Raw genomic sequence first — 10,131 nt, 5'->3', positions numbered from 1 at the left:
AGCGTGACCGCCGCCTGTCCGCTGCGGATTATCTGATTATGCCCGACTATCCTTTGGATGACATAACTCGTTCCTCAGTTATGGCCTGGCGTCAGGCCCTGCGCGACCTGCCCGCGCAAGCCGGCGCGCCCTGGGATGGCGGCGGAGAGGCAACGCCGTGGCCGGTAAACCCCAGAGGTGTAGAGCAATGACGGATTCATTCAAGCCGCGCAAAGTCATTGACGCTCTGGCCCTGCTCTTTGCTCCAGCCGTTGCGACGAAGGAAGCTACGGATGAAGACTGCAACGGGTTACTGCGGCAGCCAGCCAACGCAACCGCTGTCGCCATCCGTGCTTCAGCCGTTGCCGCTTCAGCGGCTTACGGATGAAGACAGCAATTAGTTACTTGACATGCGACACAAAGAAATCGCTGTCGCTATCCGTAAGCGGCGGAGCCGCTAACGGCTACCGCAAGGCTCGCAGACTCGCCAACGGCTGGCGCAAGCAGGCAAAGCTTGCTAGAGCATTTTCACTTTGAAAATGCTCTGCTGACGCGAAAGCGGCAGCCGCCGCAACGCGGCGTGCATTCAGGCGAAAACCGCGTTTTTCGCCTGAATGCCACCTTTGACTTTCATAAAAAGTCAAAGGTAATCTGCTCTAACGGCTACCGCATCCTGACCCCGCACTAAAAAAATGATAAAAATCAAGCAGGAAGGACTTGCCAAGCCTCGGCGCAAGAGCGATTACACAGACACGCCGCAAGGTGAATCTGGATATATTTTAAGTGGTTATATTATGTCCGAGCAGAGCGAAAAAAAGCAGACCGTCTACATTGCCGAGAGCGCCGCGTCCCGCTGCTACACGCCCATCCTGCGCCATACCCTGGAGGGCATGGGGCTGGAGGTCTTGACCCTGGGCGAGTCCCGCCGCGACCGCATGGAATCAATTCTGGCCTGTATCCGTGTGGCTGACGCGGTGCTGATCAGCGGCCGGCCGGACACAGAATCCGCCGTGGCGGTCGGGGCGGCCGCCGCCCTGGAGCGTCCGGTGCTCCACCTGTGCGGCAGCGACGATCTGTCCAGCGTCAATGTGGCCGCGGCCGTGAGCACGTTCGTCTACGCTGCCGACGACGTGGTGGCCAAGCTTCAGACCGTGCTGCAGCCGGGCGAATAAGCCATCCGGAGGGACAGTCCCCCTCCGGCGCAATGGAGGAGGCAGCATGAAAGCGTATGGCATTCCCCGCGCGGGTGAGGCCGCAGACCCCGATGCCGCCGACGGCGTGCGCTACGCGCTCAAAAGCTCGGCCGTGCGCCTGGGCGGCAAGGGCGGCGAGTGCAAAAGCGCGGTGCGCAGCCGCCGTAAACGCCACATCCGCATTACCTGGAAACGGCGCGCCCGTCTGGCGGCAAAGGCCGAGCTGCGTGCCGTTTTGATTGATCCGGCATAAAAAAACAATAAAATTCAGCAAGAAAGGACTTGCCAACCCCCGGGCAAAGAGCGAACACACAAGCACGCTGAGATATATAACAATAAAAATCAATTGGTTGCATGATGGAAACGCTTATGTCCGAAAACGAGGGATACGGCTTTTACGGCACCATGAGTCTGGACGGCTGCGCCGACGCGGCCTGGGCCGCAGCCATGAGCGCCATCGTTGCCGAAACCGGAGCGGAACCGGAGTACGTCCGGGCCTTTCTGGACGGCATCTGGGGCCGCCATTTTGCCGACGACGTGCTTTGTTTTTTGCGGCACATGTCTCTGGATCAGGCCGTGACCGCCGCCATTGCCCGCTGGCAAGGCTGGACCCTGGGCCGTCGGACCCGCCGCGAGCTGGGCATCCCCACCCCCATGCGCTATCTGGACGGCATGGTGTACGCGGCGGCCGCGTATGCCGATGCCATCTGAGGAGGCCGCCATGACGCTGAATCGTATCATCAAGGGCGTGCTGGTGGATTATACAGGCTACATTACGGCTTGGGGCAAGACCCCGCGTGGCCGGGGCGAGTGGGCGTTCTTCTGGGGCCGCAACGGCCAGGGCGAGCCGCACTGGCATAACGGCGCGTTCCCCGAGGCTTGCCGGGCGGCTGCGGCCGAGGCGGCCGGAGCGGGCGTCCGCGCCATTTCGGTGGGGAGCTGAACCCCTCTTCCCGCCGCGTCCGGGGGGATGGCCATGGCCGCCCCTCCGGACAATAAAATTCAGCAACAAAGGACTTGCAACTATAAACGGCAGCGTCATCCGCGCCATCAGCCCGGAAGCGCATGTGAAGGATCTGATCCGGGCCGGTTTTGTGACGCGGGTGGAGTGAAGAGGAGGGCTGCGGATAACGGGAGCAGCGCATCCAAATTTTCAATATGCTCCACCATATTTTGCCTGTTCTGCCCTGCGGCGTTTTTTTGAATTTTAACCAACGTGACCGGCAAGGATCTCTTCCAGTTTGTTCATAAAACTCGCACATGCCGATTCAATTTTTCCGTAATTGGTACTATCGACCAAATAAGGCAGAGTGCGGATACCCACCGCTTTGTTCTCTATTTTTTCGGTCAGTTCATCATACATAGCTTCATATATGACAGGTTTATAAGAAAAAGATAGCATCTGGGTAGGATTTTTATACGGCTTCCCGTTCTTATACATTTTCCGAAGATAAATGCCCAGGAATTCCGAACCATCCCCACCTGTCTTGTATTCGCTCCACAGGCCGGTTCCGGCAAGCATCGGTTCGACAAGAGGAATGAGGTCTTTTACAGAGCTTATGCCTTTTACAGCAGGGAGTTTTTGCTTTTCAGTAAAGTGATATTCGTGGGCCTTTTTCAGCAAAGGCGAACCGTTGGCCCGGAGCGCAAGCGCGGCCAACTCATCAGAGCCTTCGGCAAGCCTGGAAGCGTCGCCTTTCAGCAGCCAGGCGACATGCTTGCAGAATGTCTTTCCTTTTTTTCCCGCCGGGCATGAGCAGGAAGCTGTCAAGCCTTGTCCTTCACCCTTGAACGTGACTTGGTACGGCTCCAAAGCGCTGCCTTGCACATAATAGTGAAGCGGCGCAATTGCGCTGTTTCTTTCGTACGGTTCGGCCTGCGACGCTTCTTCAACACGCGTTGCTTTCTCTGTCGCAATCCGATCCAGGGCAGCCCGGACATCATCACTAAGGAGGTTCGGCGCGGTGTCGCTGTGCTTGTCTAACCATTTTTCCAGAACTCGCGTTGTTGCCTCGGCGTCCGGCACAACCTTCAAAAGGCGGGAAATCAGAGCGTTTAGACTTTCCACTTCGGCGCGGGCCTTCATGAGCTTGTCTTTCTTCTCTTCTGCGGAGGGAGCTTTGAGGCTTTCGGCATAGGCCCGGACGTCTTCTTCACGAAATCGCTTGTCCGACATACAGGGAAGGAGGCCTTCGCGATAATCCTTGCTGAGTTTGGCCCGACTGATTTTCAAGCCCTGATCATGCAGAAATTCCAGCACATCGCCCTGGGTGGAAAATATCCGTTCCGTCATCCGCGCCTCCTGCTTTCCGCGTCTCAAGCCGGGAGCCGTATTGGTACAGGTTCAGAGAGCGTTCTTCTTTCGGTTCCGCGACGAGGTATTCCTAGAGCGGTTTGCTAATGAAATTAGCTAGAGCATTTTCAAAGAGAAAATGCTCTAAAGAAAGTTGAGAAAGCTGGCAAGGGACAAAATCGGAAGGCCGTGTTGCCCTGTTACAGTGCGAAAGCTATCTCCCGCGCCCTTTTTGCACGTTCTCCCGAAAAGCTTTGAATTCTGGAGAGTTGCGGACTGGATCAAAATCTTTTTCTCCGTCCAGTTTTGCAACAGACGCGTCAGGAGACAATGCGTACCATTTTTCCAAACAATCCACACAGAGGGCCACATTGCCGCGCAGGCCCTCCAGACACGCCAAGTTGAACCAGGTCACAACGTCTTCCGGATTTATCCTCATGGCCTGCCTGTACTTCTCCGCAGCCTGCTCAAACCAATGTTCTTTTTCCTCTGGACTTGACGCGGCCTCTCCCCGCTCCGTACACAGATTGCCCCAGTTGCCCCAGCTAGGCACATGTCCGGGATCTCTCCTTGTGGCCTGCCTGTACTTCTCCGCAGCCTGCTCAAACCAACGTTCTTTTTCCTCTGGACTTGACGCGGCCTCTCCCCGCTCCATGCACAACGTGCCCCAGTTGCACCAGCTAGTCACATGTCCGGGATCTCTCCTTGTGGCCTGCCTGTACTTCTCCGCAGCCTGCTCAAACCAATGTTCTTTTTCCTCTGGACTTGACGCGGCCTCTCCTCGTTTCATGCACAAATTGCCCCAGTTGCACCATGCTGATATGCTATCAGGAGAAACTTGCACAGACCGATGATAATTTTCTTCAGCAACATCAAACAATTTCTGTTTTTCATTATTTGATTTTATTTTCTCTGCAAGCATTTGTGCTGAAAGAGCCACATAAAAACAAGCATCTGGAGAGTTTGGTTCTTTTTCAAGAACAGCTTTCCAAAATACATATGCTTCATCCCACTGTTTTTTATCAGTATATAAAATTGCTTGAGACTTGATAATATTCTCAGTATTTGGATTTTTTGATGTCTCTTGAGCCTGATCAATAGTCTTTCTATATAATGTACCATCATTTTTTGGCTGAGCATATAAATTTTCTTTTTGTCTCTTTATATCTTTTACATCAGCAATGACTTCATTATGACACTCTTTTATGCTATTTCTTATATTATATATCTCATTTTTTACATCTCGAAAATATCCAAAACCAAGCCATGCACTTATAGCTATAATTATAGTTAATAATGCAGCAATTGCAGAAATAGTACCTAAAATAAAATTTGAAATTCTATATACTCTTTGTAAATACTTTTCTCGCTCATCTTTTTCATTTTTTTGTTGGTTCTGCAGATTACTTTTCTCTTTTTCAAAATATATTTGAATTTCTTGAAGGAGCATTTGACATTTTTCATGTTCCCATATACTACGATCTACCTCGCGGCCCAAACGTAGTTCAACTGCTTCAGCCTTTTCTCGTGCCTTCTCAGCTTCCAAAGCCTGTAAACGTATTTTAAGTTTTTCATTCTCTCTCTTGACAGCATCAAAAATAGTAGATGAAGTCATATCTGTTTAGTCCCACAATGAAGTGGTTTGGATTAACATGAAATCTTTCGGGCTCAGCAGCCCATATCGCTCATTAGAATTTCTTCAAGCGAATGGCGATAAGCTGTGTTGGATTTCAGCACGCCCCTTCACGTCCCCTCGTCCCCGGCCCGGAACAAAATCACCCTTGCCCGCCTGCGGCCTTGCCGATATTGGTCGGCGCGTCTTTGTCCCCGGCACCGTCAATGAGGAGGCGGGCAGTAAGTTTGCGGTTGAGGCGGTCGGCCTCGGCCAGTTCGGACTTCGACTCCCGAAGCTCCTGCTCAAGTTCCCGGATTCTCTGTTCCATGCCACGTATACGGACTTCCTCCGCCTTTTTGGCAATATCAGCTTCGGGCAGTGTGCCTCCTTCCTCAAAGGGATCGCCCTCTCCAGTAATCAGCCAGCGGTAGGAAAAGCCAAGTCGGTCATGGAGCTTTTCCAAATCTTCCGCGCTTGGCCATTGCCCCTTCGACCACTTTTCTCGTTTGCCAGCGGAAATCTGCAGAAATTGGCAAAAGCCACGAGTGGTGGGCTTGTATCCGATTGAGGACGCTATGGAGCAAAAATGCCTGAAAACAAGCTCATATTTTATGTGCCAGACCTTATTGATGAAGGGCTGCGGAAATTTTAACGGGGTTATGTTCTCTTTTGGTGTTGACATTTTCCCTCTTTTGAGAGCATAAGTATTCACGCAAGACGTAACTAAACCTGTAACCCACATTACAGGAGGGCAGGACAATGTCAAATGAGGAGCGGAAGGCAGCCCTCACCCTGTGGATGGAGGAAAGGCATATCTCCATCCAGGCTCTGGCGGAAGCCCTTGGTGTGTCCAGGCCATTTGCCAGTGTCATGCTCAACCGAGAAACGATTCCGGCCAAGCGACATAAGCAGATGCTTCGCCTTGGCTTCCCCGCCGAGCTTTTACCGCCTCCCTACCATAAGCCGGAGCCGTTTTTCCCGGGCCTCATGGGGCAAGAGACAACAGCCTCACGGTAGCTGCTGAAGCCTGCTACGTCACGCCATTTTGAAGGAATTTTTAGCATGGAATATCCCCGCCTCACCCCCATTCTGCGCCAGCTTGTGCTGAACGCGCCCAACGGCCTGCCGGCCAAGGCCCTGGCCGGGCTGCTGCGGCGCGACTACACCACGCTGCTGGCCGAGGTGGGCGAGCGGAGCGGCCACAAGGCCGGGGTGGAACTGCTGTTGCCCGTCATGGACATGACCGGCTCCTGTCTGCCCCTGGACGTCATGGCCGAGGCTATGGGCGGATTTTTCGTCCGTATGCCGGATGTTGAGGGCGACTGCGGCGCGGTGGCCAGCCAGTGCATGACCAGCGTGCGCGAGTTCGGCGAACTGATGGGAACCGTGGCCGACGCGCTGACGGACGGCACCATTGCCGAGGCCGAGCGCCGGGCCATCGCGGAAAAGGGATACCGCGCGCAAACAGCCATTCTGGCCCTGCTGCGGCTGGTGGAGGTCGCCAGTCAGCGCGGGCACTAAAAAAACGCCCCCGGAACTGGTACCAACAGCGCCGAGGGCAAACACATGAGGAAGTAGCTCATGCGTAAGCAAACAACCTACCCGAAGCAAGAGGCAAGGGCAAGATTCATCTTTTACGCCGTCAAGGGCAGCCGCTGCGTCGTTCTGCGCGGCGCGTCGATGGATGACATCCTCGCGCGCCTGCGGGAACTCTGCCCCGGCGGCAGTTTCCGCGAACTGTGGGAGGCCAGGGCATGACAGGCATCATCATTCTTTTTATCGCTCTCGGCCTGGGCTGCGGCCTGTGGGAACAATTTTCGGAATGGCGGCGGCTGAGCAGGCTCGCCTGCAACTGCAAGGAGGCTCACCATGACTGAGACGGGACTCTGGCAACCGAGCCGGGAGGAAAGACAACGGCTGCACATCGCGCTGGACACGATTCTGGCAGAGCCGGGCATCCGGGGCCTCATAGTCCATGCCGCAGCCCTGGGCGCGGACGACGGCATCTGCTTCACGGCGGGCTGCGGCCACATACGCCCCTCCGACATTGTCGGGGTGTTCGCAGAGGGCAGAGCAAAGCTCCTCCAGGAAATACGCCGCCAGAGAGAGCGCGTGTGCCAAAGCCCGGAGGCGCGCCGATGAAGATCTACATTGCCGCTTCCTTCCGGCAGCTGCACGCCGTGCAGCTGCTCCAGCGATCCCTGGCGCTGGAACTGCCAGACATCCAAATCCTGGACTGGACCGGGCTGGCCATGCCGCCTGCCGATCTGACCCCGGCGCAGCGCCGCCAGTGGATGGACACGGACCACGGCGGCGAAGTGTTCGCCTTCTGCGAGGAGGCCTGCGGTCGGGCCGACCTGCTCATTTACGTCGGGCAGTCCGGCCAGGATGCCGGGGTGGAAGTTGGCCTGGCCAGGGCCGCGGGCGTGCCTGTTCTCGGCATTCTGGGGCCACTGGAAGCTCCGGGCCTCATGCTGTATGGCGCTGTGACCCTGTGGACGCGCACTGTCGAGGATGCCTGCGAGCGCATCGCAACCCTGGTCAGCTGCCCCTGGCGCGCGTCCCCTCAGGCGCAGTGGTGCGCGTCCTGTCCCAGCGAGAAAATCTGCAATATGGCGCCGACTATGCCGGATTTGGCTCAGCCGCCCGCACAAGCACGGCGGCAGGCTGGTCCAGGAGGAACATCCCGTGAAGGAAAAAATCATGAACAATGAGCGCCGCAAACGCCTGGATGAAGTCATGGCGCTGATTTCCGAAGCGCGTGAGCAACTGGAGGAAATCGCGGCCGAGGAACAAGAGGCGGTGGACAACCTGCCCGACGGCCTGCGCGAGAGCGGGCGCGGCGAGCGGATGGAGGAGGTCGCCGCTGCCCTGGAAGAGGCCGTATCCTCATTGGAGGAGATTGAATCCTCGCTGGAGGAGTGCAAGGCATGAGCGACGAAGCCGCCTATCTGCCCATCCCCGGCTGGCCGGGCTACCGGGTCAGCCGACGCGGCCAGGTGCGCAGCGAGTACGGCGTCCTGACCTGCGATTCCAAAGGCCGGGTGCGCCTGCGCAACAAAGCGACCAGGCGGCAGAGCCTCTTTTTTACCGGAGAGCTGATGGGGCTGGCCGGGCTGCTGGCCGATTCGTCCGGCAGCCCGGCCCCGGAGCCGGCAGACGAGCTGCTTGCCCTGCGCCGCGAGCGGGACGCGCTGGAACGCCATGTGGCCGGCCTGCGCGAGGAATTGGAAAATGCGTCAGACACCATCGCCCGTGGGCGCAAGCTCAACGGCCACCTGCTGGCCCTGGTGCGAAAACGGCAGACTGACGACGCGTCCCCGGCCCGGAAACGCGGGCGCAAGCCCGCTCCGGAAGCGCCGGATGTGGAGATGCCGGCCCTGGATTTTGATAGTGAGGAATTGTCATGAATCAGGTGCTTATGCTCGACGCGGCGGGCCGTCCGGCCGTGCCGTTGACCGTGCGGGAAGCGGCATGGGGCCGGAAAGCGCGAAGCGTGTGAGAGTTTGCCATGCGGGACGCGGACGATATCCTGTACCTTTCGGAGCTGGCCCAAGTCTTGCGCCTTGACCCCCGAACCGTGAAACGCGTAGCCTATAAGCTCGGCGGCGAACGCTTTGGCCGATGCTGGAGGTTCAGGTGGGGCACGGTGATGGAGTATTTCAGCCATGCCGACATTGAGGAAAAACCGGGGCAACGCCTGGCTGGCCAGGGTGGTTGTGAACGGGAAAGAGGTGGACAGCAAATTCTTCCCTCCGGGCCGCAGAAAAGGCCCGGAATGGATGGCCGCACGGCAATGGGAGGTGGATCGGAAAAAAGAGCACCTGGAGGCGCAGGCCCAAAAGAACGCGATCCTCACGGACTCCGAGCGGCTCTTGGCCTGGGGTGAAAGTTATCTGGACCATGTAAAAAGAAGCATGGGCCGCTCCACGTATGTGGAAAAGCAGACGCATCTGCATGCGTTCTTCGCTTTCTGCCGCAAGAAGGGGATCCATTCTCTGGCCGCAGTGACCAAACCCCTGGCCACGGCGTTTCTGAACGGCGTCTATGACGCGAAAACGCGGGAGGCCGCAGAGCGTCGGGCCGCGCAAGAGGATGGGGAAGCGCCGGCGCGGGACAGGCCCAAGCCGAAAGGCAAAATCGGCAACCCGGCCGGCGTGGCCAACAAGTACCGCAAAAACATGCTGGCGGCCTGGAATTGGGGCATGGGCAACGTGGAGGGTTTTCCGCAAGGTCCGTCGCCCTTTGCCCAGGTCAGGGAGTTCCCGGTGGACGCGGGGGAACGGTACGTGCCGCCGGAAGACGACGTGGTCAAAGTGTTGGAACTGGCCAAAGGCCAGGATCTGGTGATGCTTCTGACCTTTTACTATACCGGCGCGCGCGCCGGCGAGGTGTTCCGGCTTTCCTGGACGCGAGATATTCGCCTGCAGGAGGGCAAAATCCGGTTGTCAGACCGTAAGACCAAGGACGGTCGGCCGCGGGTGCGCTGGAACGACATGCACCCGGAGCTGGTCAAGGCGCTGGCCTGGTGGCGGCAAGCGAGGCCGTGCGCGGTGGACAACGTGTTCATGCAGACTCACTGCGCCGGCGCGCTGGGTTTGCCCTTCCGGCACCGCAGCAAGTTCTGCGCGCGCCTGTGCCGGCGAGCCGGAGTAAAGCCCTTTGTGTTTTACTCCATCCGCCATGTGAGTGCGCACCTGGCGTTCCGCGACGGCGGCATCAGCGCGGCCAAGTCCCTGCTGGGGCACTACCATGCCACCACCACGGACGACTAGAGCAATTTGACTTTTATTTTATTTAAAAATCGTTTAGATTGCAGAGATGAAATTTGCATCTGAAGAAATCCGAACCAAGGCTGTTCATGCGTATCTTGATGGAAAAGCAACAGCCAGGCAATTGGCAGATATTTTAGGTTATACCCCGGCTAGCATCTGCAATTGGGTCAGAGCTTACCGTGAAAACCAACGATTATCAGCCAAACCCAATGGCCATCGCCCAAGTTGTTTCTCATGCGAGGAGATTCGGGAATTGCAAGCCCTTCTTGATAAAAA

19 protein-coding genes are annotated in these 10,131 nt (G+C 57.0%); 16 read left to right on the top strand and 3 right to left on the bottom strand.

The features are described 5' to 3' along the window. The 6 genes from G7Y52_RS13615 to G7Y52_RS13590 form a co-directional block, all read left to right on the top strand. Positions 1–191, top strand: a 191-nt coding sequence (locus G7Y52_RS13615; RefSeq protein WP_241159653.1) for a phage tail assembly chaperone, incomplete at its 5' end; no start/stop codon positions are given. A 302-nt stretch (positions 192–493) separates the two neighbouring features. Then, positions 494–667, top strand: coding sequence for a hypothetical protein (locus G7Y52_RS13610; RefSeq protein ID WP_165072802.1), 174 nt, complete (start codon positions 494–496; stop codon positions 665–667). Positions 668–773: 106 nt separating this feature from the next. Beyond that, positions 774–1,151, top strand: a complete 378-nt coding sequence (locus G7Y52_RS13605; protein ID WP_165072800.1) for a hypothetical protein — start codon at positions 774–776, stop codon at positions 1,149–1,151. A 46-nt stretch (positions 1,152–1,197) separates the two neighbouring features. Beyond that, positions 1,198–1,425, top strand: a complete 228-nt coding sequence (locus G7Y52_RS13600; protein ID WP_165072798.1) for a hypothetical protein — start codon at positions 1,198–1,200, stop codon at positions 1,423–1,425. A gap of 101 nt (positions 1,426–1,526) precedes the next feature. Next, positions 1,527–1,883 (top strand): hypothetical protein, encoded by a 357-nt coding sequence (locus G7Y52_RS13595; RefSeq protein WP_165072796.1) that lies wholly within the window; start codon positions 1,527–1,529, stop codon positions 1,881–1,883. 10 nt (positions 1,884–1,893) lie between these two features. Then, positions 1,894–2,115 carry a hypothetical protein gene (locus G7Y52_RS13590; RefSeq protein WP_165072794.1) on the top strand — a complete coding sequence of 74 codons (222 nt, stop codon included), beginning with the start codon at positions 1,894–1,896 and terminating at the stop codon, positions 2,113–2,115. 264 nt (positions 2,116–2,379) lie between these two features. On the opposite strand, the gene G7Y52_RS13585 is transcribed toward G7Y52_RS13590, so the two are convergent. The 3 genes from G7Y52_RS13585 to G7Y52_RS13575 form a co-directional block, all read right to left on the bottom strand. Beyond that, positions 2,380–3,465 carry an SWIM zinc finger family protein gene (locus G7Y52_RS13585; RefSeq protein ID WP_165072792.1) on the bottom strand — a complete coding sequence of 362 codons (1,086 nt, stop codon included), beginning with the start codon at positions 3,463–3,465 and terminating at the stop codon, positions 2,380–2,382. 214 nt (positions 3,466–3,679) lie between these two features. Next, positions 3,680–5,080 (bottom strand): hypothetical protein, encoded by a 1,401-nt coding sequence (locus G7Y52_RS13580; protein WP_165072789.1) that lies wholly within the window; start codon positions 5,078–5,080, stop codon positions 3,680–3,682. A 160-nt stretch (positions 5,081–5,240) separates the two neighbouring features. After that, a complete protein-coding gene (locus G7Y52_RS13575) occupies positions 5,241–5,762 on the bottom strand; it encodes a hypothetical protein (RefSeq protein WP_165072787.1) in 522 nt (173 codons plus the stop codon). A 77-nt stretch (positions 5,763–5,839) separates the two neighbouring features. On the opposite strand from G7Y52_RS13575, the gene G7Y52_RS13570 reads away from it, so the two are divergent. The 10 genes from G7Y52_RS13570 to G7Y52_RS13530 form a co-directional block, all read left to right on the top strand. Beyond that, positions 5,840–6,097, top strand: coding sequence for a hypothetical protein (locus G7Y52_RS13570; RefSeq protein WP_165072785.1), 258 nt, complete (start codon positions 5,840–5,842; stop codon positions 6,095–6,097). 45 nt (positions 6,098–6,142) lie between these two features. After that, positions 6,143–6,601: a phage regulatory CII family protein gene (locus G7Y52_RS13565; protein ID WP_165072783.1), complete on the top strand. Its 459-nt coding sequence runs from the start codon at positions 6,143–6,145 to the stop codon at positions 6,599–6,601. A gap of 60 nt (positions 6,602–6,661) precedes the next feature. Further along, positions 6,662–6,838 (top strand): hypothetical protein, encoded by a 177-nt coding sequence (locus G7Y52_RS13560; RefSeq protein WP_165072781.1) that lies wholly within the window; start codon positions 6,662–6,664, stop codon positions 6,836–6,838. Next, on the top strand, positions 6,835–6,957 hold the full coding sequence (locus G7Y52_RS15535; protein WP_277424316.1) for a hypothetical protein: 123 nt from the start codon (positions 6,835–6,837) through the stop codon (positions 6,955–6,957). Before G7Y52_RS13560 ends, G7Y52_RS15535 begins: the two co-directional genes overlap by 4 nt. Then, positions 6,950–7,222 (top strand): hypothetical protein, encoded by a 273-nt coding sequence (locus G7Y52_RS13555; RefSeq protein ID WP_165072779.1) that lies wholly within the window; start codon positions 6,950–6,952, stop codon positions 7,220–7,222. The genes G7Y52_RS15535 and G7Y52_RS13555 overlap by 8 nt, the downstream gene beginning before the upstream one ends. Beyond that, positions 7,219–7,794 carry a translation initiation factor 2 gene (locus G7Y52_RS13550; protein ID WP_165072776.1) on the top strand — a complete coding sequence of 192 codons (576 nt, stop codon included), beginning with the start codon at positions 7,219–7,221 and terminating at the stop codon, positions 7,792–7,794. Before G7Y52_RS13555 ends, G7Y52_RS13550 begins: the two co-directional genes overlap by 4 nt. Then, the gene (locus G7Y52_RS13545) at positions 7,784–8,014 is read left to right on the top strand and encodes a hypothetical protein (protein WP_165072774.1); all 231 of its coding nucleotides are present in this window, start codon (positions 7,784–7,786) and stop codon (positions 8,012–8,014) included. Before G7Y52_RS13550 ends, G7Y52_RS13545 begins: the two co-directional genes overlap by 11 nt. Continuing rightward, a complete protein-coding gene (locus G7Y52_RS13540) occupies positions 8,011–8,490 on the top strand; it encodes a hypothetical protein (protein ID WP_165072772.1) in 480 nt (159 codons plus the stop codon). The genes G7Y52_RS13545 and G7Y52_RS13540 overlap by 4 nt, the downstream gene beginning before the upstream one ends. Before the next feature lie 258 nt (positions 8,491–8,748). Continuing rightward, a complete protein-coding gene (locus tag G7Y52_RS13535; RefSeq protein WP_165072769.1) occupies positions 8,749–9,855 on the top strand; it encodes a tyrosine-type recombinase/integrase in 1,107 nt (368 codons plus the stop codon). 46 nt (positions 9,856–9,901) lie between these two features. Further along, a partial coding sequence (locus G7Y52_RS13530) for a helix-turn-helix domain-containing protein (protein ID WP_165065509.1) occupies positions 9,902–10,131 on the top strand: 230 nt, incomplete at its 3' end.

The sequence above is a fragment of the Desulfovibrio sp. ZJ200 genome (assembly GCF_011039095.1).
Classification (GTDB): Bacteria; Desulfobacterota; Desulfovibrionia; order Desulfovibrionales; family Desulfovibrionaceae; genus Desulfovibrio.
The sequence above is the reverse complement of the archived record's forward strand: the minus strand, read 5'-3'. Positions and strand labels throughout refer to the sequence as shown.

Coding starts and splice junctions, on each gene's coding strand:
- G7Y52_RS13605 (WP_165072800.1), top strand. CDS start 774: ATGTCCGAGCAGAGCGAAAAAAAGCAGACCGTCTACATTGCCGAGAGC.
- G7Y52_RS13600 (WP_165072798.1), top strand. CDS start 1,198: ATGAAAGCGTATGGCATTCCCCGCGCGGGTGAGGCCGCAGACCCCGAT.
- G7Y52_RS13595 (WP_165072796.1), top strand. CDS start 1,527: ATGATGGAAACGCTTATGTCCGAAAACGAGGGATACGGCTTTTACGGC.
- G7Y52_RS13590 (WP_165072794.1), top strand. CDS start 1,894: ATGACGCTGAATCGTATCATCAAGGGCGTGCTGGTGGATTATACAGGC.
- G7Y52_RS13585 (WP_165072792.1), bottom strand. CDS start 3,465: ATGACGGAACGGATATTTTCCACCCAGGGCGATGTGCTGGAATTTCTG.
- G7Y52_RS13580 (WP_165072789.1), bottom strand. CDS start 5,080: ATGACTTCATCTACTATTTTTGATGCTGTCAAGAGAGAGAATGAAAAA.
- G7Y52_RS13575 (WP_165072787.1), bottom strand. CDS start 5,762: ATGTCAACACCAAAAGAGAACATAACCCCGTTAAAATTTCCGCAGCCC.
- G7Y52_RS13570 (WP_165072785.1), top strand. CDS start 5,840: ATGTCAAATGAGGAGCGGAAGGCAGCCCTCACCCTGTGGATGGAGGAA.
- G7Y52_RS13565 (WP_165072783.1), top strand. CDS start 6,143: ATGGAATATCCCCGCCTCACCCCCATTCTGCGCCAGCTTGTGCTGAAC.
- G7Y52_RS13560 (WP_165072781.1), top strand. CDS start 6,662: ATGCGTAAGCAAACAACCTACCCGAAGCAAGAGGCAAGGGCAAGATTC.
- G7Y52_RS15535 (WP_277424316.1), top strand. CDS start 6,835: ATGACAGGCATCATCATTCTTTTTATCGCTCTCGGCCTGGGCTGCGGC.
- G7Y52_RS13555 (WP_165072779.1), top strand. CDS start 6,950: ATGACTGAGACGGGACTCTGGCAACCGAGCCGGGAGGAAAGACAACGG.
- G7Y52_RS13550 (WP_165072776.1), top strand. CDS start 7,219: ATGAAGATCTACATTGCCGCTTCCTTCCGGCAGCTGCACGCCGTGCAG.
- G7Y52_RS13545 (WP_165072774.1), top strand. CDS start 7,784: ATGAACAATGAGCGCCGCAAACGCCTGGATGAAGTCATGGCGCTGATT.
- G7Y52_RS13540 (WP_165072772.1), top strand. CDS start 8,011: ATGAGCGACGAAGCCGCCTATCTGCCCATCCCCGGCTGGCCGGGCTAC.
- G7Y52_RS13535 (WP_165072769.1), top strand. CDS start 8,749: ATGCCGACATTGAGGAAAAACCGGGGCAACGCCTGGCTGGCCAGGGTG.